The following is a 24,601-nucleotide window of genomic DNA, read 5'->3' as shown; positions in this document are numbered from 1 at the left end:
TCACGCCAGCGAGTTTGGGTGTCATCCGGACCAAGTGTGTTTTATAGCCATTAGCCACTAATTTGACCAGCGCTAAACCGTCCCCAAAGCCTGAAATAAGCAGGCCTCGGGGGGGAGCTTGGCTGAACCTTAGCGAGCGGTGATTTTCCAGGCGCGGTGGATTTTGCTGTTGCGGGCGAAATCCGGGTCGATGGTTTTCGCGGTGATCTCCTCGACCAGATAGCGCGCAGCCAGGTTCTCATCCAGCTGGAACTTGCGGAAGTTGTTGGAGAAATACAGCACGCCACCCGGCGCCAGGCGAGCCATGGCCAGGTCCAGCAACTGCACCTGGTCACGCTGCACGTCGAATACTCCTTCCATGCGCTTGGAATTGGAGAAGGTCGGCGGATCGATGAAGATCAGGTCGAACTCGTCCCGGCAGGTATCCAGCCAGGCCATCACATCACCTTGCTCCAGGCGGTTCTTGTCGGAGAAACCGTTGAGGGAGAAGTTGCGCCGCGCCCAGTCCAGGTAGGTCTTCGATAGGTCCACGCTGGTGGTGCTGCGCGCCCCGCCCTTGGCCGCATGCACGCTGGCAGTGGCGGTGTAGCAGAACAGGTTGAGGAAGCGCTTGCCGGCGGCCTCTTTCTGGATCCGCATGCGCATCGGCCGGTGATCGAGGAACAACCCGGTGTCCAGGTAGTCCGTCAGGTTAACCAGCAACTTGACCCCGCCTTCGCGCACCTCGGTGAACTGGCCCTGGGCGCTCTGGCGCTCATACTGCTTGGTGCCGCTCTGGCGCTCGCGACGCTTGATCACTACCCGGCTCTTGTCGACATTCAACGCCTGCGGGATCGCCGCCAGGGCATCGAACAGGCGCGCCTGGGCCTTCTCCGGGTCCACCGACTTGGGCGCCGCGTACTCCTGGACATGCACCCAATCCTGGTACAGGTCGATGGCCAGGGAGTACTCGGGCATGTCGGCATCGTAGACCCGATAGCACTCGATCCCCTCGCGCTTGGCCCACTTGCCCAGCAGCTTGAGGTTCTTTTGCAGGCGGTTGGCGAACATCTGCCCGCCTTCGCTCAAGCGCGCCTGTTCAACCACAGGCGCCGGTACCGGAGCAGGTTTGATCGGGTTGCCATTCTTGTTGTACTGGCGCTCTTGCGGGGCGGCAGCGGCCTGGCTTTCAGCCTGGGCCTGAGCCTGCTCGCGCTCGAGCTGACGCTGTTCCGGGGTGCGACGCTCGCCGGTGACGAACTGGTCTGGCAGCACCTTGATCAGCAGCAGCTTGCAGGGCAAGGCGCCGTTCCAGAACGAATACTGCTTGTGGCTGCGAATACCCATGCGCTTGCCCAGGTCCGGGGCCCCGGTGAACACCGCCGCTTCCCAGTTCAGGCAGGCCTGGCGCAGGCGCTCGCCAAGGTTCTGGTAGAGGTACAAGAGGCTCGCCTCGTCCCCCAGTCGCTCGCCATAGGGAGGGTTGCAGATCACCAGGCCTTTCTGGTTCTGGTCCGGGCGCGGCTCGAAAGTCGCCACTTCGCCCTGGTAGATCTTGATCCACTCGCTGAGACCGGCGCGCTCGACGTTGTTGCGCCCCGGCTGAATCAGCCGCGGGTCGGCCTCGTAGCCGCGAATCCACAGGGGCGGCTTGGCCAACCCGCCCTGGGCGCGAGCCTGGGCCTCATCGTGCAGCTTGCGCCACAGGGCCGGCACGTGGCCGAGCCAGGCGGTGAAGCCCCACTGTTCACGCTTGAGATTGGGCGCGATGTCGGCGGCGATCATCGCCGCTTCCACCAGGAAGGTGCCGACACCGCACATCGGGTCCGCCAGGGCCCCGCCATCGGCAGCGATACGCGGCCAGCCGGAACGGATCAGGATCGCTGCCGCGAGGTTTTCCTTCAGCGGCGCGGCGCCTTGCTGCAGGCGGTAGCCGCGCTGGTGCAGGCTGTGGCCGGAGAGGTCCAGGGAAAGGATGGCTTCGCCACGGTCCAGGCGCAGGTGGATGCGCAGGTCCGGATTGAGCTTGTCCACCGAAGGCCGCTCACCGGTGGGCGTGCGCAGTTTGTCGACGATGGCGTCCTTGACCTTCAGCGCACCGAAGTGGGTGTTGTCGATGCCGGAACCGTGGCCACTGAACTCCACGGCCAGGGTACCGTCGGCCAGCATGTGGTCCTGCCAGTCCACATCCAGCACGCCGTGGTAGAGGTCTTCGGCGTCCTTCATCGGGAAGCGCTTGAGGACCAGCAGCACCCGGTTGGCCAGGCGCGACCACAGGCACAGGCGATAGGCCGTTTCCATGTCGGCCATGCCGCGTACGGCAGAGGTGTGCTCACGCGCCTGCTCAAGGCCAAGCCCGACGGCTTCCTCGATCAGCAGGCCTTCGAGGCCCTTGGGGCAGGTGAGGAAGAGTTCGTAACGATCCGACATGGGAGTACCAGGGCCTTTAGCAATAAGTGAACGGACAACGCATCGCCCGCTCGGTTTTCAATCAAGCGCTTTTCTTCAAGAGCGCTCGTGTGGCACGAAACTGTGCCGTCCCACCCCGGCCGGAGTGCTTTTTTGCAGGGCAAAAGAGCTTAGAGACCGAGGCAGATAAAAAGTCAGGGCAACAAAATGACATAAGTCGACCCTTCGTCGAATAGTAGTTGAGTGCAACCGCTCGACATTCTCACTAAAGCATTAACCTCATCATCTAGTGAGAGGCTGATCATAGCGGGCTTTGCCTGACAAACCGGATACAAAACCCCTCAGGCTTATGGCCTGGACAGCAATATCGTTACGTCCTTATGACAAAACGATCATTCACTTGCTGTGACCTATTGGTTAGAACTCAACACAGGTTGGCGCCGCAATGGCGTCAACATCAAGGCTCGCGACGCCGGCAGCGAGCACCAACGGCAGAAGCAATCTGCCCGACCTCAGATGAAGGTCGACGGGACATAAGACAGTCAACAAGTGAGGGAAACACCCTATGAGAAGACTAAAGCGTGATCCGTTGGAAAAAGCGTTTTTACGCGGATATCAGTATGGCGTTAATGGCAAGTCCCGTGAGCTTTGCCCATTTACTCTACCGTCGGTACGCCAAGCCTGGATTAACGGCTGGCGAGAAGGACGCGGCGACAACTGGGACGGTATGACAGGCACTGCGGGCATCCACAGACTCAACGAACTTCGCGCTGTCGGCTGATCAGGGCACATTCCGACACCTACAACTTGAATAGATGACGACTTAACCACGCACGCCCCATCCGGGCGGCGGGCTTCGGCCCAGGGGCTCCTTCGAGGAGCCCTTTTTTATCAGCGTGGTTTCAACCCGCCTGCTGCAATCCCCCTCAGCCCATGGCCGCGATGGCATCCACCGATTCGCGAATCAGCGCCGGGCCCTTGTAAATGAAGCCCGAGTACAGCTGCACCAGGCTGGCCCCCGCGGCAATCTTCTCGGCCGCGTGCTTGCCTTCGGTGATGCCGCCCACGGCGATGATCGGCAAACGGCCGGCCAGTTCGGACGCCAGGACCTTGACCGTATGAGTACTCTTCTCCCGTACCGGCGCGCCGGACAGGCCGCCCGCCTCAGCGCCGTGCTCCAGGCCTTCGACCCCTTCACGGCTCAAGGTGGTGTTGGTGGCAATCACCGCATCCATGCCGGTTTCCAGCAAGGCCCGGGCCACCTCGATGGTTTCCTCGTCGCTCATGTCCGGAGCAATCTTGATCGCCAGCGGCACGCGCTTGCCATGGATCGCCGTCAGCTCCTGCTGGCGCTGGCTCAAGGCCGACAATAGCTGCTTGAGGGACTCACCGAACTGCAAGCTGCGCAGGCCCGGCGTGTTCGGCGAGCTGACGTTGACCGTGACATAGCTGGCATGGGCATAGACCTTGTCCAGGCAGATCAGGTAATCATCCACCGCCCGCTCCACCGGGGTGTCGAAATTCTTGCCGATATTGATCCCCAGCACGCCCTTGAATTGCGCAGCCGCGACCCGGGCCAGCAGGTTGTCGACCCCAAGGTTGTTGAAGCCCATGCGGTTGATGATGGCTTGCGCCTCGGGCAGGCGGAAAATCCGCGGCTTGGGGTTGCCTGGCTGGGGACGCGGGGTGACGGTGCCGATCTCGACAAAACCGAAACCCAGCTGAGCGAAACCATCGATGGCCGCGCCGTTCTTGTCCAGGCCTGCAGCCAGCCCCACCGGGTTCGCGAACTCCAGGCCCATGACCTTGACCGGCATCCGCGCCGGCGCCTTGCACAGCAGACCGTTGAGGCCCAAACGCCCGCCCGCGCCGATCAGGTCCAGGGACAGATCGTGGGAGGTTTCCGGGGAGAGTTTGAACAACAGCTGGCGGGCCAGGGTATACATGGGCGGGATGAACTCGGTGGCGGCGAAATAAGGCGCCGATTATAGCCGGCGCCGGGGCCTGCAGGCGAGGCGCAGAGTGAAATCCCCGGCGGCTGGCATATGCCTTGCACTCTCTTGACTATGCAGACCTCGGCCAACGGCGGCCCAGGCCGAAGGACAATGGCGTCGTCACCCGCACCGGCCCTGCCCGGCCGGCGGGGACGACGCTTTTTCATGCAAGGTGCCAAGCCATGACCGATCTCCCCAACACTGCGCTGGCCTGGGTCAACGGTAGCGACGCCCCGGAAAAGTCCGCGATCAACCTGGGCTTCATGGCCCTGACCGATTGTGCCTCGGTGGTGGTCGCGGCTACCCAGGGTTTCGCCCAGCCCTACGGCCTGACCTTGAACCTCAAGCGCCAGAGTTCCTGGGCCAACCTGCGGGACCAACTGGTCAGCGGCGAACTGGACGCCGCCCACAGCCTGTACGGCCTGATCTACGCGGTGCACCTGGGCATCGGCGGCATCAACCCCTGCGACATGGCAGTGCTCATGGGCCTGAACCAGAACGGCCAGAGCATCAACCTGTCCCGGGAACTGCAAGCCCTCAAGGTGACCAGCCCTGAAGCATTGGACCGCCACGTGCACCAAAGCCGGGCGAGGTTGACCTTCGCCCAGACCTTTCCCACCGGCACCCACGCCATGTGGCTGTACTACTGGCTGGCCAGCCAGGGCATTCACCCCTTGCAGGATGTCGACAGCGTGGTCGTACCGCCACCGCAGATGGTTGCCCACCTGCAGGCCGGACGTATCGATGGCTTCTGCGTCGGCGAACCCTGGAGCGCCAGCGCGGTACAGCAAGACCTGGGCTTCACCCTGGCCACCAGCCAGGCGATCTGGCCCGACCACCCGGAAAAGGTGCTCGGCTGCACCCGCGCCTTCGTCGAGCAGTACCCCAACACGGCTCGGGCCCTGGTCATGGCGGTCCTCGAAGCCAGCCGCTTTATCGAGCAAAGCTCGGAGAATCGCCGCAGCACCGCTCAGCTGTTGAGCGCCGCCGACTACCTGAATGCACCACTGGACTGCATCGAGCCACGCCTGTTGGGCGACTACGCCGACGGCCTGGGCAATCGCTGGCAAGACCCTCACGCCCTGCGCTTTCATGGCCAGGGCGCCGTCAACCTGCCCTACCTGTCGGACGGCATGTGGTTCATGACCCAGTTCCGCCGCTGGGGCCTGCTGCGCGAAGACCCGGACTACCTGGCCGTCGCCCGCCAGGTACAGCAGCTTGAATGCTATCGCGAGGCGGCCACGGCGCTGGGTATCGCCGCCTGGGGCCAGGACCTGCGCAGCAGCCAGTTGATCGACGGCAAGGTCTGGGACGGCACGCAACCGGCTGCCTATGCCCGCAGCTTCAAGCTGCATGCCTTGAGCGACAGCCCTGCTCTTGTCGCCCAGCGCTGACCGGAGCCCGCCACCATGCTGCGTATCCTGCTGATCAACGACACGGCGAAAAAAGTCGGACGCCTCAAGGCCGCCCTCAGCGAAGCCGGTTTCGAGGTGATCGATGAATCCGGCCTGACCATCGACCTGCCTGGGCGCGTCGAAACGGTGCGCCCGGATGTGATCCTGATCGATACCGAGTCACCCAGCCGTGATGTCATGGAGCAAGTGGTGCTGGTCAGCCGTGACCAGCCCCGGCCCATCGTGATGTTCACCGATGAGCACGACCCTCGGGTGATGCGCCAGGCCATCAAGTCCGGGGTCAGCGCCTATATCGTCGAGGGCATCCAGGTGCAACGCCTGCAACCCATCCTCGATGTGGCCATGGCGCGCTTCGAAAGCGACCAGGCCCTGCGTGCACAACTGCAGGCCCGGGACCAGCAACTGGCGGAACGCAAGCGCATCGAACTGGCCAAGGGCCTGTTGATGAAGATGAAGGACTGCGACGAAGAACAGGCCTACACCCTGATGCGGCGCCAGGCCATGGGCAAACAGCAGAAACTGATCCAGGTGGCGGAACAGATCATCGCCATGCAGGAACTCCTCGGCTGAGCGAGCCCCGGTAGGAGCCGGCTTGCCGGCGAATAGGCCTCTGAACCTTGTGCCGGTCCTGAGGGCGCCTTCGCTGGCAAGCCAGCTCCTACAACCAGCTCCACGCCCAGCCCCACAACCAGTTCCACAGCCAGTTCGACAGCCAGGTCCTGCTGCTGGGGTCGGCAGAGGTTGGCGCGGCTCTTGCTATCAGATCCACAACGGTAACCAACGGCGGTTGCCCCACCTACGACAAAGACGTCGCGCACCCTGCTCGCCCACAACGAGCCGGGTGCCGACGTTTTTGCGTTTTGGCCCCACTGAACGGGGTCGGTGGCGCGGCCGTGGCGGCGCTCCACCTGCTGGCTCATGACGATTCCAACGATTCTTATCAGCTGAGGTGCGCGATGAATTCAAGCTTCTGGAAATCCGGCCACACCCCGACCCTGTTCGCGGCCTTTCTGTATTTCGACCTGAGCTTCATGGTCTGGTACCTGCTGGGCCCCTTGGCGGTACAGATCGCCGCCGACCTGCAACTGAGCACCCAGCAGCGCGGGCTGATGGTGGCCACGCCGATCCTTGCCGGCGCGGTACTGCGCTTCATCATGGGCCTGCTGGCCGATCGCCTGTCACCGAAAACCGCCGGCCTGATCGGCCAGGTCATCGTCATCGGTGCGCTGTTCGGGGCCTGGCGGCTGGGCATCCACAGTTATGAGCAAGCCTTGCTCCTGGGCGTATTCCTCGGCATGGCCGGGGCCTCCTTCGCCGTGGCCCTGCCCCTGGCCTCGCAATGGTACCCACCGCAGCATCAGGGCAAGGCCATGGGCATCGCCGGAGCCGGCAACTCCGGCACCGTGTTCGCCGCACTGATCGCCCCGGTGTTGGCAGCAGCCTTCGGCTGGAACAACGTCTTCGGCTTCGCCCTGATTCCACTGCTGCTGACCCTGGGCCTGTTCGCCTGGCTGGCGCAGAATGCCCCCGAGCGGCCCCGGGCCAAATCCATGGGCGACTACTTCAAGGCCCTCGGCGACCGTGACAGCTGGTGGTTCATGTGCTTCTACAGCGTCACCTTCGGCGGTTTCATCGGCCTGGCCAGCGCCCTGCCCGGCTACTTCAACGACCAGTACGGCCTGAGCCCGGTAACCGCTGGCTACTACACCGCCGCCTGCGTGTTCGGCGGCAGCCTGATGCGCCCCCTGGGCGGCGCCCTGGCGGACCGCTTCGGCGGCATTCGCACCTTGCTGGCGATGTACAGCGTGGCGGTGATCTGCATCGCCGCCGTAGGCTTCAACCTGCCCAGTTCCTACGCTGCCCTGGCGCTGTTCGTCTGCACCATGCTCGGCCTGGGAGCCGGCAACGGCGCGGTGTTCCAATTGGTGCCGCAACGCTTTCGCCAGGAGATCGGAGTCATGACCGGGCTGATCGGCATGGCCGGCGGCATCGGCGGCTTTGCCCTGGCAGCAGGCATGGGTGCCATCAAGCAGAGCACCGGCAGCTATCAACTGGCCCTGTGGCTGTTCGCCGGCCTCGGGGTACTGGCCTGGTTCGGCCTGCATGGGGTCAAGCGTCGCTGGAGAACCACCTGGGGCTCGGCCGCCGTGACTGCGGCGCGGGTCTGAGACGGCCATGGCCCTGCAACTGAGCCATGCCCAGGCCAGCGCCACCGGCCCTCGCAGGGAAAACCAGGATGCCGTGCGCCTGGTGACACCGGCGCCAGCCCTGGCTGCGAGCAAGGGCCTGCTGTTCGCCATTGCCGACGGTGTCAGCCAGTGCGCCGATGGCGGCCTGGCCGCACGCTCCACCTTGCAGGTCCTGGCCCTGGACTACTACGCCACGCCGCAAACCTGGGCCGTGGCCCAATCCCTGGAGCGCCTGCTGATCGCCCAGAACCTCTGGCTCCAGGCCAATGGCGGTGGCCAGCCCCTGCTCACCACCCTCAGCGCCCTGGTGCTGCGGGGCCGGCGCTTCACCCTGGCCCATGTCGGCGACTGCCGGGTCTACCGCTGGCATGGCGGTCAGTTGCAACGCATCAGCGAGGACCACGTCTGGGACCAGCCGGGCATGCAGCACGTGCTCAAGCGCGCATTGGGGCTGGACCAGCACCTGGTGCTGGATTTCCTCGATGGCGAACTGCGCCTGGGGGAAAGCTTCCTGATGCTCAGCGACGGGGTCTGGGCCACCCTGGGCGATACTGCGATTGCCGCGATCCTGCGGGACCAGCCGGACCCGGATACCGCCGTCGCCACCCTGGTCAGCGCCGCCCACCTGGCCGGCAGCCAGGACAATGCCAGTGCGCTGCTGGTACGGGTCGAGCAACTGGGGGAGGACAGCATTGGCGACGCCCTGATGCACCTTCAGCAATGGCCCCTGCCCCCGCCACTGAAACCCGGACAGCGGTTCGAAGGCTGGCACATCGAAGGCATGATCAATCGCAGCCGACAATCGCTGCTGTATCGCGTGCATGACGATCAGCAGCAAGCCTGGCTGCTGAAAACCCTGCCCGAGGCCCTGCGCGATGACCTGCCGGCCTGCCAGGCGTTGCTGTCCGAAGAATGGCTGCTGCGTCGGGTTGCCGGGCGACACTTTCCCCAGGTGCATCACGGCGGCTCACGCCAGCACCTGTACTACCTGATGCGCGAATACCCCGGGCAGACCCTGGCGCAGCTGTTCCAGCAGAGCGGCCCGCTGCCCCTGGCCCAGTGGCAGTTTCTCGCCGAGCGCCTGCTGCGTGCCGTGGGCCTGCTGCATCGACGGCAGATCCTGCATCGAGACCTCAAGCCGGAGAACCTGCTGCTGGGGGACGATGGCGAATTGCGCGTGCTGGATTTTGGCCTGGCCTACTGCCCCGGGCTGTCGGCGGACCCGGCCCACCTACTGCCCGGCACCCCGAGCTTCATTGCTCCGGAAGCCTTCAGTGGCGAAGCTCCGAGCCCGCAGCAGGACCTCTATGCCGTGGGCGTGACCTTGTACTATCTGCTGACTGGACATTACCCCCATGGCGAGATCGAAGCGTTCCAGCGACCGCGCTTCAGCCTGCCGGCGCCCCCCAGCCGCTACCGCCCGGACCTCCCGGAATGGCTGGAGCACACCCTGCTCCGCAGTGTCGCCAGCAACCCGGCGCAACGCTTTGAAACGGCCGAACAATGGCTGCTGGTACTGGAGCAAGGGGAACGCTGCAGCTTGAGCCCGCGCGCCCTGCCGCTGCTCGAGCGCGAGCCACTGAAAGTCTGGCGCAGCGTGGCCCTGGTTGCGTTACTGCTGAACCTGGTGCTGCTGTTCCTGCTGCTGCGCCACTGAAAGCCGTGGGCGAGGCCGTCCAGCCAGGAAAGAAACCATCAGGACGTGCGGTGACGGCCCGCCACTCAAAGCGGGTCTTCGCAGAGGCAATGGCGATCGCGCCGAAAAAGGGCGACCTGCCTTGATTCGGTGCAACACATGGCACCGGCAAGCCTCAGAACCGGCGCCGACGCCTTGCAGCATCACGACTTCGACAAGTTGGCACAGGCGCTGCATCAGCTTGTGCAACAGACATAAAGCCCGCCCTTCAACGACGAAGGCAGGCTTCCCGAGAGAACGGGACCGGACAAAGGCGTCCTCGTCAGGCTACTGACGGGACGCCTTTTTTGTTTGCGCGCATTTTGTCGAGCCAGGCCTCACACCGACCGGCCTGTGCTCCCGGAGAAGCCCATGAAAAGACTCAAGCTGGTGATGATCGGCAACGGCATGGCCGGGGTACGCACCCTGGAGGAACTGCTCAAACTGAGCGACGAGCTGTATGACATCACGGTCTTCGGCGCCGAACCCCACACCAACTACAACCGCATCCTGCTGTCACCGGTCCTGGCTGGCGAGCAGACCTTCGAGGAGATCGTCCTCAACGACCTGGACTGGTACCAGGACCACAACATCAAGCTGCTGCTCAATCGCAAGGTGGTGCACATCGACCGCAGCAAGCGCCGGGTGATCGCCGAAGACGGCAGCGAAGCCGAGTACGACCGCCTGCTGATCGCCACCGGCTCCACGCCCTTTATTCTGCCGATCCCCGGCAAGGACCTGCAGGGCGTCATTGGCTACCGTGACATCGCCGACACCCAGGTCATGATCGACACCGCGAAGACCCATCGCCATGCCGTGGTGATCGGCGGCGGCCTGCTGGGCCTGGAAGCCGCCAACGGCCTCAAGCTGCGGGGCATGGACGTGACCGTGGTGCACATCGGTGAATGGCTGCTGGAGCGGCAGTTGGACCAGACCAGCGGCCAATTGCTGCAAAGTGCCCTGGAAAGCCGGGGGCTGAAATTTCGCCTGGGCGCACAGACCCAGGCCCTGATCGATGCCGGCAACGGTCGGGTCGGCTCGGTGCAGTTCAAGGACGGCCAGAGCATTCCCGCCGACCTGGTGGTGATGGCCGCCGGCATCCGTCCCAACAGCGAGCTGGCAGAGCGCGCCGGCCTGCCCTGCAATCGGGGAATCCTGGTCAACGATACCCTGCAGACCTTTGACCCGCGCATCTATGCCATCGGCGAATGCGCCAGCCACCGGGGCATCGCCTACGGCCTGGTAGCGCCATTGTTCGAGCAGGCCAAGGTCTGCGCCAACCACTTGGCCCAACTGGGCTTCGCCCGCTACCAGGGTTCGGTGACCTCCACCAAATTGAAGGTCACCGGTATCGACCTGTTTTCCGCCGGCGACTTCATGGGCGGCGAAGGCACCGAGACCATCACCCTGTCCGACCCGATCGGCGGGGTCTACAAGAAGCTGGTGATCAAGGACGACATCCTGGTGGGCGCCTGCCTGTATGGCGACACCGCTGACGGCGGCTGGTACTTCCGGCAAATCCGGGAAAACCAGGCCATCGGCGAGATCCGTGATCACCTGATGTTTGGTGAAAATGCCCTGGGAGATGTCGGCCACCAGGGCCAGGACAAGGCCATGAGCATGGCCGACACTGCCGAAGTCTGCGGCTGCAACGGCGTGTGCAAGGGCAGCATCGTCAAGGCCATCCAGGAACAGGGGCTGTTCAGCGTCGACGAGGTCAAGAAACACACCAAGGCCGCCAGTTCCTGCGGCTCCTGCGCCGGGTTGGTGGAGCAGATCCTGATCAACACCGTGGGTGGCGCGGCGGACGTCAAGCCGAAAAGCGAGAAAGCCATCTGTGGCTGCAGCGACCTGACCCACGGGCAGATCCGCCAGGCCATTCGCGAGCAGCACCTGCTGACCATTGCCGGCACCATGGGCCACCTCAACTGGCGCACCCCCAACGGCTGCGCCACCTGCCGCCCGGCGCTGAACTACTACCTGATTTCCACCTGGCCCGGCGAGGCCCGGGACGATCCGCAATCACGGCTGATCAACGAGCGGGCCCACGCCAATATCCAGAAGGACGGCACCTATTCGGTGGTGCCGCGGATGTGGGGCGGCGTGACCAACCCGTCCGAGCTGCGGCGCATCGCCGACGTCGCCGACAAGTACCAGGTGCCCATGGTCAAGGTCACCGGTGGCCAGCGCATCGACCTGCTGGGGATTCGCAAGGAAGACCTGCCGGGGGTCTGGAAAGACCTGGACATGCCCTCCGGCCACGCCTACGGCAAGTCCATCCGCACGGTGAAGACCTGCGTCGGCAGCGAGTTCTGCCGCTTCGGCACCCAGAACTCCACCCAACTGGGCATCGAGCTGGAACACGACTTGTTCAACATGTGGTCGCCGCACAAGGTCAAGCTGGCAGTCTCCGGCTGCCCGCGCAATTGCTCGGAAGCCGGGATCAAGGACGTGGGCATCATTGGCGTCGACTCCGGCTGGGAGATGTACATCGGCGGTAACGGCGGGATCAAGACCGAAGTGGCCGAGTTCTTCGTCAAGCTCAAGACCGCCGAGCAAGTGCGCGAATACAACGGCGCCTTTCTCCAGCTGTATCGCGAAGAGGCCTTCTACCTCGAACGCACCGTGCACTACCTGCAACGGGTCGGCATGGAACACGTGAAAAAGGCCGTTCTGGAAGACCCGGAGCGACGCAAGGCCTTGAATGAGCGCCTGCAGTTCGCCCTGTCCCTCGAACAGGATCCCTGGCAAGCGCGCCTGGCCGAGCCGCAATTGAAGAAGGAATACGAGCCCATCGCAGTCAAACAACTGGAGGTGCCGGCATGAACTGGCTGGATATCTGCGCCCTGGAAGACATCAACACCCTGGGCTCGCGCATCGTCAAAGGTCCCAGGGGCGATATCGCGATCTTTCGCACCAGCGACGACGAAGTCTTCGCCCTCGACGACCGCTGCCCGCACAAGGGTGGGCCGCTGTCCCAGGGGCTGATCTACGGCAAGCGCGTGGCCTGCCCCCTGCACAACTGGCAGATCGACCTGGAGTCCGGCGCGGCCCAGGCCCCGGACATCGGCTGTGCCCACCACCACCCGGCACGCGTGGCCAGTGGCCGGGTGCAGTTGGCTCTGCGGGATGCTGGGTGATGCCGCGCCAAAGCACCGCCTCGACCTGTTGCTACTGCGGGGTCGGCTGCGGCGTGCTGATCGAGCATGACGGCCGGGAGATTTTCGGCGTCAGTGGCGACCCGACGCACCCGGCCAACTTCGGCAAGCTGTGCAGCAAGGGCGCCAGCCTGCACTTGACCGGCGACCACGCGGCCCGCGCGCTGTACCCGGAACTGCGCCTGGGCAAGGCCCTGGCCCACAGCCGCTGTGACTGGGACAGCGCCCTGGAACATGCCGCAGGGGTGTTCGCCCAGGCCATCGCCGAGCATGGTCCGGACAGCGTGGCGTTCTATATTTCCGGGCAACTGCTGACCGAGGACTACTACGCCTTCAACAAGCTGGCCCGGGCCCTGGTGGGCACCAACAACATCGACAGCAATTCCCGGCTGTGCATGTCTTCGGCGGTGGTGGGCTACAAGCGCAGCCTGGGGGCCGATGCGCCGCCGTGCAGCTATGAGGACCTGGAGCAGAGCGACTGCGTGATGATCGCCGGTAGCAACATGGCCTACGCCCATCCGGTGTTGTTTCGCCGCCTGGAACAGGCCAAAAGCCAACGCCCGCAGATGAAAGTCATAGTGATCGACCCGCGTCGTACCGACACTTGCGACCTGGCTGATCTGCACCTGGCGATCTTGCCCGGCACCGATGTGGCGCTGTTTCACGGCATCCTCCACCTGTTGCTGTGGGAGGACTGGATCGACCGGGATTTCATCCAGCAACACACCGAGGGCCTGGTGCAGCTCAAGGCGCTGGTCCGCGATTACACCCCGCCGATGGTGGCGCAACTGTGCGGCATCAGCGTCGAACAGTTGCAGCAATGCGCACAATGGGTGGGGACGGCACCGAGTTTCCTGTCCCTGTGGTGCATGGGCCTGAATCAGTCCAGCGCCGGCAGCGCGAAGAACAGCGCGCTGATCAACCTGCACCTGGTCACCGGGCAAATCGGCAGGCCTGGCGCGGGGCCCTTCTCGCTCACCGGCCAGCCTAACGCCATGGGCGGCCGTGAAACCGGCAGCCTGAGCAATCTGCTCCCCGGACACCGGGAAGCAGCCGACCCCGAACACCGCGCCGAAGTCGCCGCTTACTGGGGAGTGGAACAGCTGCCGGCGTCCCCCGGATTGACGGCCATCGAACTGTTTGAGCAGTTGCACGAGGGCCGAATCAAGGCGCTGTGGATCGCTTGCACCAACCCGGCACAATCGCTGCCGGACCAGAACCGCGTGCGCGCCGCCCTGCAGAGCTGCCCCTTCGTGGTCCTGCAGGAAGCCTTCGGCACGACTGAAACCGCAACCTTCGCCGACCTGCTGCTGCCCGCCGCCAGTTGGGGCGAAAAGGAAGGCACGGTGACCAATTCGGAACGACGGGTATCCCATGTACGCCAGGCCATTGTCGCCCCCGGCGAGGCACGGGCGGATTGGGCGATTACCGTGGACTTCGCCCGGCGGCTGGAACGCCAACTGCGTCCCGGCCAGCCCAGCCTGTTTGCCTTCGACAGCGCCGCCCAGCTGTTCGATGAGTACAAGGGGCTGACCCGGGGCCGCGACCTGGACCTGTCCGGCCTCAGCCATGGCTTGATCGATCGCCTCGGCCCGCAGCAATGGCCCTTTCCCAGCGGTGCAACACAAGGCACTCCCCGCCTGTATGGCGATGGCCGCTTTGCCACCGCCACTGGCCGCGCCCGCCTGGTCAGCACCCCCTACGTGGCCGCCAAGGAACAGCGCGACGCCCGCTTCCCCCTGACCCTGATCACCGGCCGGCTGCGGGATCAATGGCATGGCATGAGCCGCACTGGCACTGCGGCGCAGCTGTTTGGCCATGTCAGCGAAGCGCTGTTGAGCCTGCATCCTGAAGATATGCGGCGCCAACGCCTGCAGGACGGAGACCTGGTAAACCTGAAAAGCCGGCGCGGCAGCGTAATCGTCGCGGTGAGCGGAGATGACAGCGTACGCCCCGGCCAGGCCTTCCTGCCGATGCACTGGGGGGATCGCTTCCTCAAGGGTGGAGTCAATGCCGTCACCCAGCCAGCATTCGACCCTCTGTCCAAGCAACCGGAACTCAAGCACAGCGGTGTGCGCTTGGAGCCGGTGCAACTGCCCTGGCACCTGTACGCGCTGATCGAGGGCGATGTGCAGGCTCATATACGGATCCTGCGCCCCCTTTGCGAAGCCTTTGCCTACGTCAGCCTCAGCCTCGCCGGTCGCGAACGCCCGGCGCTGGTGATTCGCGCCGCCCACTCGGAGGCACCGCCGGTGCATGTGCTCAAGGCTATCGATCAGCAGTTGTCACTTGATACCGGGCCAGTGCTGGCCTATGACGATCCGCGCCGAGCCATCGGCAAGCGTGTGCGCATCGAACAAGGCCGGATCACCAGCATCCGCCTGGCCGGGGAAACCCTGGCCAGGCACTGGCTGCAGGCACTCTGGCTAGACGGACGCGCAGATGAACAGCTGCGACGCTGGCTGCTGGCCCCATTGAGCACTCCTCCGGGAAGCAACCGCCTGGGCGGTTTGCCAGAGCGCACGCTGTGCACTTGCAGGAACGTCAGTTATCGCGCGGTGTGCGCCGCAATAGCCCAGGGCCTGGACCTGGCACAACTGAAACAACAACTGGGTTGCGGTAGCCAATGTGGCTCTTGCGTGCCGGAGATCAAACACCTGCTGGCGGCTCCGGTTCAACCTGTCGCCGTCCCTGTGTGAGGAAAGCGAATGAGTGCAAAAGTCTGGCTGGTAGGCGCAGGCCCCGGAGACCCGGAGCTCTTGACCCTCAAGGCGGTACGCGCCCTCGGCGAGGCCGAGGTGGTGCTGATGGATGACTTGGTGAACAGCGCAGTACTGGAGCACTGCCCCAAGGCGCGGGTCATCCCGGTGGGCAAACGCGGTGGTTGCCGCTCCACGCCCCAGGCCTTCATCCATCGCCTGATGCTGCGCTATGCCCGTCAGGGCCGCTGTGTGGTGCGTCTCAAAGGGGGCGACCCGTGCATTTTCGGACGCGGTGGCGAAGAGGCCCAGTGGCTCAAGGAACGGGGAATCGAGGTAGAACTGGTCAACGGCATCACTGCCGGCCTGGCCGGTGCCACGCGTTGCGATATCCCCCTGACCCTACGTGGTGTCGCTCGAGGGGTGACCCTGGTGACCGCCCATACTCAAGATGACAGCCGCCTGAACTGGCAGGCCCTGGCCCAGGGCGGCACGACCCTGGTGATCTACATGGGTGTTGCGAAACTCGCGGAAATCGGCGCGCAGTTGCGCGAAGGCGGCATGGCAGCCGATACGCCGGTTGCGATGATCGAAAACGCTTCGCTGCCTGAGCAGCGGGAATATCGCAGCGACCTGTTGAACATGGAGCAGGATGCCCAGCACTTCATGCTCAAGAGCCCAGCCATCCTGGTGATCGGGGCGGTAGCTGGAACAGCCACGAGCACGGCGGTCACCGCCATGACCAGCATGCAATTGGCCTGAGCACGGGCGCAGGGTCACGCAATCGCAGGCAAAGAAAAACCCGGCCTAGGCCGGGTTTTTCCAAGCTACAAGGCTAATTACTTAGCTTGAGCTTCAACCGAGGCTTCTACGCGACGGTTAACTGCGCGACCAGCTTCAGTTGCGTTGTCGGCAACTGGGCGGGACTCACCGTAACCAACGGATTGAACGCGGTTAGCGCCAACGCCGTACTGGTTGACCAGAACTTGCTTAACGGCGTTTGCACGACGCTCAGACAGCTTCTGGTTGTAAGCGTCAGGACCGACGGAGTCAGTGTGACCTTCAACAACGGTGGTGGTCTGTGGGTACTGATTCATGAAATCAGCCAGGTTCTTGATGTCAGCGTAGCTGTTAGGCTTGACGACCGACTTGTCGAAGTCGAACTTCACGTCCAGCTCAACACGAACAACTTCAGCAACTGGAGCTTCTGGAGCTGGCTCAGGAGCTGGAGCTGGAGCTACTGGAGCTGGAGCGACTTTGCCACCGCTGCCGCCGAAGTTCACACCCAGACCGATGGTAGGAGCGTAGTCCCACTTACCGTTGTCCAGCTTGTAGTCAGCTTCAACGCCGGCACGGGCGAACAGGTTGTCGGTGAAGTAGTACTTAACACCAGCACCTGCAGTCAGGAAAGTCGACTGGTCGCGGCCGCTGTGACCGTCAGCGATCACGTTGGTCATGCTCTTGTGAGCAACACCGCCGGAAACGTATGGACGCAGAGCGTCACCCACGGTACCAAAGTGGTACTGAGCGTTCAGGCCGAAGTTGTCGCCTTTGATTTTCTGGTTACCAGTACCGTCGTTAGAACGGGTGTGGTTGGTCTTGTCGTAGGTGGCGTTCAACGACAGGTCGTCGGTCAGGAAGTAACCGATCGATGCGCCAGGGTTGAAACCATCTTCAACGTGATTAACGCTGTCGTTGTACTGTTTTTTGTAAAACAGTTCACCCTCGACCGCGCCTTGGCCTTGCGCCAGAACGCCGAACGAAGTCACGGCAACAATAGAACCAATGGCAATGCCCAAGGTGTTTTTCAGTTTCATCCGTTAAATCCCCATCTGGTGATTGTAAAGCAGTCCCACATACCGGGGGACAACTCGGCGGTAAGTCTATCAGAACTCACCTAAACGTAAGAGATATTTGCGCCGAACTAAGTTTCAGCAATGCCTGCAAATTTCTCACGCAATTTATCAAGAGCACGTTTGTAACGCATTTTTGTAGCACTCAACCCCATATGCATGATGTCTGCGATCTCCTGAAATTCCAGCTCTGCGACAAATCGTAGCACCAGAATTTCCCGGTCAATCGGGTTCACATGCACCAACCAGCGGTCAAGTCCGCCCTTCTCCTCAGGTTTCGGCGTCTTCTCTTCAGAAGCCTCCTCGAGGGGGTCAAGACTTAAAGCGTCCATCAACCGACGCTTGCGCCGCTCCTTGCGATACTGCGTGATGCATTCGTTGTACGTGATGCTATATAGCCATGTCTTGAACTTCGATTTACCCTCAAAGTTCTTAAGGCCATACAGCACCTTCAACATCACTTCCTGACAGACATCATCCGCATCCCGATCGTTCCCCAGATAACGCGCGCAAACATTAAATAACGTCCTCTGATAGCGCCGCATCAACTCTTCATAGGCGCGTGTTACGTGGAACAGCTCCGTATGCGAGCGCGCGACCAACTCCTCATCAGAGAGCTCACGGGGGTCATAGCGCGTGGGTAGCGATTGGGTTTTATTCAAAACGAGTCGTGCCGACAGTCAGGTCAATGTCCGCCGCTGCCCGGTGAGGGGCATTTTGCGGCGGCATACATTAGCAGGGTTTGCCGGGTTAGCGGCTACTTACATGCTGTTCCAGCAGGATCCGATTGGAGAGAGAGACTAGCTCACCCTCATCGGTCAGCAATGTAGTCTTGACCGTGCCAATTTCTTCAATCTGGCCTTCGACCTCTCCAACTCGTACTTGTTGCCCAACCTGATACAACTCACGCACATAGATTCCCGCAAGAATCTGTCCGGCAATTTCCCGGCTTCCCAATCCCATGGCCAGCGCAACTGCCAGACCAACGGTAATCAACACAATCACGATCACATGGTTGAGCAGGTCAGTTTTGACCTCCAACTGGCTGATCGCCACGGAAATACTGATGATGATCACCAGCCCCTGGGCAATCCGCCCCAGGCCACTGGCGTAATCCAGCCCTACGCCCTCCGCCGCTCCGCGCACCAGCCCATTGGCCAACTGCGCCAACAAAACCCCCACCAACAGCACCAGCGCAGCACCGAAAACCTTCGGCAAATACAGCGCAAGCATGTCGAGCGTAGCCGAAACTCGCTCAAGTCCAAGGGATTCAGCAGCAGAAACCAGAAAAATCAGCAGAACGAACCAATAGACGATCTTGCCGATCAAGGTCGAGATCGGTACTTGCAGGCCCGCCCGGGACAACAATTTGGTCAAGCCGGTACCGCCCATCAAGCGGTCCAGGCCCAGCTTGGCCAGCAATTTGGACAGCAGGGTATCGAGCAGCTTGGCTACCACGAAGCCCAGCAACAGCACCACCAGTGCGCCGAACAGGTTCGGAATGAAGTTCGCCACCTTGGTCCACAAGGCAGTCATCGCCGTGACGAGGCTCTGAGTCCAGAGATCCAATTCCATATTCAATCAGCCTTATCAGCAGTGCGAGCAGTAGGTTTACGACGTGAAACCGGCGCAATATGGGCCGATCCGTTATTCAAGGCGATCATCAGCGCCGGCAGCCAGCGGCCCAGCAGGCTGAACAGATCCCCTGCCCCGACCTGACGGTTGGCGGTTTTCAGTACGCGGCCCAGGCAAGCATCGTCATCGCGGCTCGATGGCGAGGCTTTGAGCATGTCACGCAAAGACTGTTCAAACGGATCGTGCATACGCACCTCTGGTGATATCTGAAAAAGACGCGATCAGATTTACTCGGGTCACATGAGGCATCGTCACACCCACCGCAAACGACGAAACAACCACCATTGCCCCAGCGCCACCGATATCAACAACAGGCAAGCGATGATGAATCCATAAGGGCTTGCGGAGAACGGAATACCACCGACGTTGATGCCCAGCAGCCCGGTAAGAAAACTCATGGGCAGGAAGATTCCGGTGATGATCCCGAAACGGTACATGGTGCGATTCATGCGCACGCTCAAGCGCCGGTCTTCGGCCTCCAGGGCAAGCCCCACGCGCTCTCGAGTCAATTCCAGCTCTTCCAGGTAACGGGTCAGGCTGTTGTGCAATTCGTTCCAGTAGTCGCCATCATCGACGGCAAACCAGGGCAGTTTTATCCGACTCAACTGCGCAAAAATATCCCGCTGAGGAGCCAGGAAACGCTTCAGTCCGGCAGCCCGACGACGGATCTGCAAAATGCTGCCGTGCTCGGGGGTATACCGTTCGTCGGCATCCAGTTTTTCTTCTTCGCCATCGACCACTTCCGAGAGATCGCTGACCAGATCCTGCACTTTATGAGTCAGGTACTCGGCCATATAAAGGAGGAGTTCGGCGGCGTTTTTCGGCCCCTTGCCCTCGGTCAATTGCAGCAGCAACTCATCAGTGGCGCGCAGCGGCCGCAGGCGTAGGGAAATCACCCGCTGGGCGGAGGCGAAGATGCGCACCGAGACCATGTCTTCTGGCTCGGCTCCCGGGTTGAGGTTGATGCCCCGCAGAAACAGCAGCAGCTCCGCCTCGGGCAGAGCCAACAGACGCGGCCGGGTGTTCTCCTCCAGCAGCAGGTCACAGCTGAACTCGCTCAGGCCGCTGGAGCGGCGCAGCCAGGTCTGGGTCTGCGGATGACTGCGATCCCAGTGCAGCCACAGGCTTTCATGGGCCTGCAACTGCAGATCGTCAAGCTCGGTCCGGGCAATCGAACGCGCACCGCCTTCACCATCCAGCACCAGGGCATGCACCAGCCCCCATTGCGCGTTTTCTTCCTCGAACATCCTCATCCCTTGTCAGGCCGATTGCTTATTCAGGCATCTTCAGTGGGCTTGGCGAGATGATCACGCCATTGTTATCGGCATAGATGTACTCGCCCGGGCGGAAAGTCACCCCGGCAAAGGTCACCGCGACATTGAGGTCGCCGATGCCGCGCTTGTCGGTCTTCATCGGGTGGCTGGCCAGGGCCTGGACCCCAAGGTCGGTCTGCGCGATGACGTCCACATCGCGGATGCAACCGTAGATCACCAGGCCCTCCCAGCCGTTCTTCGCCGCTTTTTCCGCCAGCATGTCGCCCAGTAGCGCCCGACGCAGCGAACCACCGCCATCCACCACCAGCACCTTGCCGTGGCCCTTGAGATCGACCTGCTCCTTGACCAGCGAGTTGTCCTCGAAGCACTTGATGGTGACGATCTCGCCGCCGAAGGAATCACGGCCGCCGAAATTGCTGAACATCGGCTCGACCACCTGTACCAGGTCCGGGTAGGCGTCGCACAGGTCGGGAGTGAGGTAATGGTTCATCGAGAAACTCCTGTAACAGAAAGAACACGATCGAAGGTGACGGCAATTCCAGGGACATGCTTAAAAAATACGAGCTCGGGCCCTGGATGTTTAACCTGCGCTGCCTGAGCAGCGGGTTCATCCAGCCGGTATTTTCGCAGCCATTGCACCGGAACTGAAAGTCGGCTCAATAACTGAATGTGACCAAAACATCGCAAGGCGTCATATCTTAGCCGCAAGCACCTCTGAGCGAAATGCCCTTGTCAGAGCCTTTGCCTCAAACCGTGGCGACCTGCTCACTGGCGGAAATCAGCAGCGGCGTGTGCTGATCCTGGAGCCAGCGCGCCACCAACGGCCAGACTTCAGTCTGCGCCTGTTTGCTCACCAGCATCTCGACATGCCCGAAATTGCCACTGAATCCCTGGTCACGCCCCAGGCAGACAAACTGCTTCTGCTCGCTGCCCAATTGATCGAACAATTTGCGACAAGCCCAGCTCGGATCCTGGTGATCCCCTGCGGCGCTGACCGCCAACGCCGGCACTGACACCTGCGCCAGGCCCGCCCACCAATCCTTGTCGGCATCGCCAAAGCGACCGAACAGACCATGCCAACGCATGCTTTCCAGTGCCAGGCCAACAGGCTCATCTTCCGGCCCTCGCTTGAGCCGTGAACCCGACAGCTGGGCAAAACGCTTGATCACCACGCGCCCGCCCCACTCCACCAGGGGAATCTTCAGGGGCCAATAGGTGCGGCTGATCTGGGTACCGAAGAATGCCGCCGAGGCGACCCCCGGCTCGCCCAGGTACTCTCCACCCAAGGCCGCGGCCAAGGTGGTGCCGCCCAGTGAATGACCGATCCAGTGAGGAATCTGAGCGCTTTGCTCGCGAACAAAGGCGGCAATTGCCGGCAAATCGTAGCGAGCGTAGTCGGCCACCCGATTCTTGCGGTAATCGGCATTGCGTCGCGACAAACCGTGCCCACGCATTTCCGGGATCCATACATCGAAACCGGCACGGGCCAGATAGGCCCCCAGGCCAATGCCCTTGGGTGAGTACCAGAAACGCCGATTGGAAAAGCTGCCATGCAGCAGAATCACCGGGACACCCCGGGCTTCAGGCTCATCGGCCAGTCCCAGACGGGTCACGGCCAGCTCCACCGAAGGATCGGGACTGTTACCGGGTTTCAAGCGATAGACATCTTCGCTGAGGTCGCCTCGACGCTCGGCGCTGATCAAGGCGACGGGAAATAAGTTGCTGCTGCTTTGCATATTCTTCTTGCACAAAAAAGGGCGGCATCCAGAAGAAGCACGCCCTACTTCAATCTTCAAGAGCCGGCCCGCCTCACGGCCGGCCGACTCTACGCTCAGCGCTTACGCCGCGCCCTGACCTTCAGCCAGGAAGAACCAGGTCTCCAGCACCGAGTCCGGGTTCAGCGAAACGCTTTCAATGCCCTGCTCCATCAGCCACTTGGCCAGGTCCGGGTGGTCCGAAGGACCCTGACCGCAGATGCCGATGTACTTGCCGGCCTTGTTGCAGGCGGCGATGGCATTGGCCAGCAGCTTCTTGACCGCAGGATTACGCTCGTCGAACAGATGGGCGATGATCCCCGAGTCACGGTCCAGGCCCAGGGTCAGCTGGGTCAGGTCGTTGGAGCCGATGGAGAAACCATCGAAGTACTCGAGGAACTCCTCCGCCAGGATGGCGTTGGATGGCAGTTCGCACATCATGATCACACGCAGGCCGTTCTCGCCCCGCTTCAGGCCGTTTTCAGCCAGCAGATCAACCACTTGGCTGGCTTCGCCAAGGGTACGCACGAACGGCACCATGATCTCGACGTTGGTCAGGCCCATCTCGTTGCGCACGCGTTTCAGAGCGCGGCACTCGAGTTCGAAGCAGTCACGGAACGACTCGCTGATGTAGCGCGAAGCACCGCGGAAACCCAGCATCGGGTTTTCTTCTTCCGGCTCGTAGAGCTTGCCGCCGATCAGGTTGGCGTACTCGTTGGACTTGAAGTCCGACAGGCGCACGATGACTTTCTTCGGGGTGAACGCCGCAGCCAGGGTGCTGATGCCTTCAACCAGCTTGTCGACATAGAAATCCACAGGATCGTGGTAGCCGGCGATACGCTTGTCGACGCTGTCCTTGATCTCTTGTGGCAGCCCGGCGTAGTTCAGCAGCGCCTTGGGGTGCACGCCGATCATGCGGTTGATGATGAATTCCAGGCGGGCCAGGCCCACACCAGCATTCGGCAGTTGGGCGAAATCGAAGGCACGATCAGGGTTGCCGACGTTCATCATGATCTTGAACGGCAACTCCGGCATGGCATCCACGGAGTTCTGCTTGACGTCGAAGCCCAGCTCACCCTCGAAGATGAAACCGGTGTCGCCCTCAGCGCAGGAAACGGTCACGCCCTGGCCGTCTTTCAACAGCTGGGTCGCGTTGCCGCAACCAACCACGGCTGGAATCCCCAGCTCACGAGCAATGATCGCCGCGTGGCAGGTACGACCGCCACGGTTGGTGACGATGGCACTGGCGCGCTTCATCACCGGTTCCCAGTCCGGGTCGGTCATGTCGGAGACCAGCACGTCGCCGGCCTGGACCTTGTCCATCTCGGACACGTCCTTGATGATCCGTACCTTGCCGGCGCCGATGCGCTGGCCGATGGCGCGGCCTTCCACCAGCACGGTGCCGGTTTCCTTGAGCAGGTAGCGCTCCATGACATTGGCCTGGGTGCGGCTCTTCACGGTTTCCGGACGAGCCTGGACGATGTACAGCTTGCCGTCGTCACCGTCCTTGGCCCATTCGATGTCCATCGGGCACTGGTAGTGCTTCTCGATGATCATCGCCTGCTTGGCCAGCTCGCTGACTTCAGCGTCGCTCAGGCAGAAGCGCGCGCGATCGGCCTTGTCCACATCGACGGTTTTCACCGAACGACCGGCCTTGGCTTCGTCGCCGTAGATCATCTTGATCGCCTTGCTGCCCAGGTTGCGACGCAGGATCGCAGGACGGCCGGCTTCAAGGGTGTTCTTGTGGACGTAGAACTCGTCCGGGTTGACCGCGCCCTGGACCACGGTTTCACCCAGGCCGTAGGCGCCGGTGATGAAGACCACGTCACGGAAGCCCGATTCGGTATCAAGGGTGAACATCACGCCGGCGGTGCCGGTTTCCGAACGCACCATGCGCTGCACACCGGCGGACAGGGCCACCAGCTTGTGATCGAAGCCCTGGTGCACGCGGTAGGAAATGGCGCGATCGTTGAACAGCGAGGCGAACACTTCCTTGGCCGCGCGAATCACGTTGTCCACGCCACGGATATTGAGGAAGGTTTCCTGCTGGCCGGCAAAGGAGGCGTCCGGCAAGTCTTCGGCGGTGGCCGAAGAACGCACAGCCACGGCGATGTCGGGATTGCCCGCCGACAGCGCGGCGAAGGCCGTACGGATCTCGGTGTTGAGGCGCTCGGGGAACTCGGCCTCCATGATCCACTGACGGATCTGCGCACCGGTCTTGGCCAGGGCGTTCACGTCATCGACATCCAGCGCATCGAGCGCCGCATGGATCTGGTCGTTCAGACCACTCAACTCAAGAAAATCACGATAAGCCTGAGCTGTCGTGGCGAAGCCACCAGGGACCGATACGCCCGCACCTGCGAGGTTGCTGATCATCTCGCCCAGGGATGCGTTCTTGCCCCCCACATGCTCAACATCGTGTTTGCCGAGCTTATCGAGGGAAACTACGTACTCTACCAAGGTGATCTCTCCACTAACTGTGTTGGAAAAGCTCAGAAGCCGGCTGCTCGTTAGAGCGTTTGCCCGCTATATGGCCTGGACCTGGAAAATAAGTGAGAATGCAGGCC

General features: G+C 62.3%; 19 protein-coding genes. 9 read left to right on the top strand and 10 right to left on the bottom strand.

Going from position 1 to position 24,601, the window contains the following annotated elements; all coding sequences use genetic code 11:
* Window positions 1-129 precede the first annotated feature (129 nt).
* Window positions 130-2,409, bottom strand: a complete 2,280-nt coding sequence (gene rlmKL, locus ACZ5BO_RS11000; protein WP_464699687.1) for a bifunctional 23S rRNA (guanine(2069)-N(7))-methyltransferase RlmK/23S rRNA (guanine(2445)-N(2))-methyltransferase RlmL — start codon at window positions 2,407-2,409, stop codon at window positions 130-132.
* Between the two features lie 544 nt (window positions 2,410-2,953).
* Between rlmKL and rmf the strand changes: the two genes are divergently transcribed.
* Window positions 2,954-3,169: a ribosome modulation factor gene (gene rmf, locus ACZ5BO_RS10995; protein WP_015634760.1), complete on the top strand. Its 216-nt coding sequence runs from the start codon at window positions 2,954-2,956 to the stop codon at window positions 3,167-3,169.
* Between the two features lie 145 nt (window positions 3,170-3,314).
* Here rmf and ACZ5BO_RS10990 read toward each other — a convergent pair whose 3' ends face one another.
* Window positions 3,315-4,334, bottom strand: a complete 1,020-nt coding sequence (locus ACZ5BO_RS10990) for a quinone-dependent dihydroorotate dehydrogenase (RefSeq protein ID WP_025128781.1) — start codon at window positions 4,332-4,334, stop codon at window positions 3,315-3,317.
* 230 nt (window positions 4,335-4,564) lie between these two features.
* On the opposite strand from ACZ5BO_RS10990, the gene ACZ5BO_RS10985 reads away from it, so the two are divergent.
* The 8 genes from ACZ5BO_RS10985 (at window position 4,565) to cobA (ending at window position 16,280) form a co-directional block, all read left to right on the top strand.
* Entirely contained in the window at window positions 4,565-5,776 is a 1,212-nt protein-coding gene (locus ACZ5BO_RS10985) for a CmpA/NrtA family ABC transporter substrate-binding protein (RefSeq protein WP_464699684.1), read from the top strand.
* A 15-nt stretch (window positions 5,777-5,791) separates the two neighbouring features.
* Window positions 5,792-6,367: an ANTAR domain-containing response regulator gene (locus ACZ5BO_RS10980; RefSeq protein ID WP_464699682.1), complete on the top strand. Its 576-nt coding sequence runs from the start codon at window positions 5,792-5,794 to the stop codon at window positions 6,365-6,367.
* Window positions 6,368-6,753: 386 nt separating this feature from the next.
* A complete protein-coding gene (locus tag ACZ5BO_RS10975) occupies window positions 6,754-7,965 on the top strand; it encodes a nitrate/nitrite transporter (RefSeq protein WP_025128778.1) in 1,212 nt (403 codons plus the stop codon).
* Window positions 7,966-7,972: 7 nt separating this feature from the next.
* A complete protein-coding gene (locus ACZ5BO_RS10970; RefSeq protein WP_464699679.1) occupies window positions 7,973-9,643 on the top strand; it encodes a protein kinase domain-containing protein in 1,671 nt (556 codons plus the stop codon).
* A gap of 390 nt (window positions 9,644-10,033) precedes the next feature.
* Window positions 10,034-12,487 carry a nitrite reductase large subunit NirB gene (gene nirB / locus ACZ5BO_RS10965; protein WP_464699677.1) on the top strand — a complete coding sequence of 818 codons (2,454 nt, stop codon included), beginning with the start codon at window positions 10,034-10,036 and terminating at the stop codon, window positions 12,485-12,487.
* Window positions 12,484-12,801 (top strand): nitrite reductase small subunit NirD, encoded by a 318-nt coding sequence (gene nirD, locus ACZ5BO_RS10960; RefSeq protein ID WP_025128775.1) that lies wholly within the window; start codon window positions 12,484-12,486, stop codon window positions 12,799-12,801. The genes nirB and nirD overlap by 4 nt, the downstream gene beginning before the upstream one ends.
* Window positions 12,801-15,518, top strand: coding sequence for a nitrate reductase (locus ACZ5BO_RS10955; protein WP_464699675.1), 2,718 nt, complete (start codon window positions 12,801-12,803; stop codon window positions 15,516-15,518). Before nirD ends, ACZ5BO_RS10955 begins: the two co-directional genes overlap by 1 nt.
* A gap of 9 nt (window positions 15,519-15,527) precedes the next feature.
* Window positions 15,528-16,280, top strand: a complete 753-nt coding sequence (gene cobA, locus ACZ5BO_RS10950) for a uroporphyrinogen-III C-methyltransferase (RefSeq protein WP_464699673.1) — start codon at window positions 15,528-15,530, stop codon at window positions 16,278-16,280.
* 77 nt (window positions 16,281-16,357) lie between these two features.
* Here the strand turns inward: cobA and ACZ5BO_RS10945 are convergent, their stop codons facing one another.
* The 8 genes from ACZ5BO_RS10945 to ppsA all read right to left on the bottom strand — a co-directional run bounded on the left by ACZ5BO_RS10945 (window position 16,358) and on the right by ppsA (window position 24,494).
* Window positions 16,358-17,335 (bottom strand): OmpA family protein, encoded by a 978-nt coding sequence (locus tag ACZ5BO_RS10945; protein WP_025128772.1) that lies wholly within the window; start codon window positions 17,333-17,335, stop codon window positions 16,358-16,360.
* A 107-nt stretch (window positions 17,336-17,442) separates the two neighbouring features.
* A complete protein-coding gene (gene sigX, locus ACZ5BO_RS10940) occupies window positions 17,443-18,033 on the bottom strand; it encodes an RNA polymerase sigma factor SigX (protein ID WP_025128771.1) in 591 nt (196 codons plus the stop codon).
* Between the two features lie 88 nt (window positions 18,034-18,121).
* Complete coding sequence (locus tag ACZ5BO_RS10935; protein ID WP_008048604.1) at window positions 18,122-18,946, bottom strand: mechanosensitive ion channel family protein; 825 nt, start codon at window positions 18,944-18,946, stop codon at window positions 18,122-18,124.
* Window positions 18,947-18,948: 2 nt separating this feature from the next.
* The gene (locus ACZ5BO_RS10930; RefSeq protein ID WP_025128770.1) at window positions 18,949-19,194 is read right to left on the bottom strand and encodes a hypothetical protein; all 246 of its coding nucleotides are present in this window, start codon (window positions 19,192-19,194) and stop codon (window positions 18,949-18,951) included.
* A gap of 63 nt (window positions 19,195-19,257) precedes the next feature.
* Window positions 19,258-20,253 carry a zinc transporter ZntB gene (locus tag ACZ5BO_RS10925; RefSeq protein WP_025128769.1) on the bottom strand — a complete coding sequence of 332 codons (996 nt, stop codon included), beginning with the start codon at window positions 20,251-20,253 and terminating at the stop codon, window positions 19,258-19,260.
* 25 nt (window positions 20,254-20,278) lie between these two features.
* Window positions 20,279-20,770 carry a ribonuclease E activity regulator RraA gene (rraA, locus tag ACZ5BO_RS10920; protein ID WP_025128768.1) on the bottom strand — a complete coding sequence of 164 codons (492 nt, stop codon included), beginning with the start codon at window positions 20,768-20,770 and terminating at the stop codon, window positions 20,279-20,281.
* Window positions 20,771-21,026: 256 nt separating this feature from the next.
* Complete coding sequence (locus tag ACZ5BO_RS10915; protein ID WP_464699668.1) at window positions 21,027-22,016, bottom strand: alpha/beta fold hydrolase; 990 nt, start codon at window positions 22,014-22,016, stop codon at window positions 21,027-21,029.
* A gap of 102 nt (window positions 22,017-22,118) precedes the next feature.
* Window positions 22,119-24,494: a phosphoenolpyruvate synthase gene (gene ppsA / locus ACZ5BO_RS10910; RefSeq protein ID WP_464699666.1), complete on the bottom strand. Its 2,376-nt coding sequence runs from the start codon at window positions 24,492-24,494 to the stop codon at window positions 22,119-22,121.
* Window positions 24,495-24,601 lie beyond the last annotated feature (107 nt).

This window comes from Pseudomonas sp. FFPRI_1, from assembly GCF_055384485.1.
The sequence above is the reverse complement of the archived record's forward strand: the minus strand, read 5'-3'. Positions and strand labels throughout refer to the sequence as shown.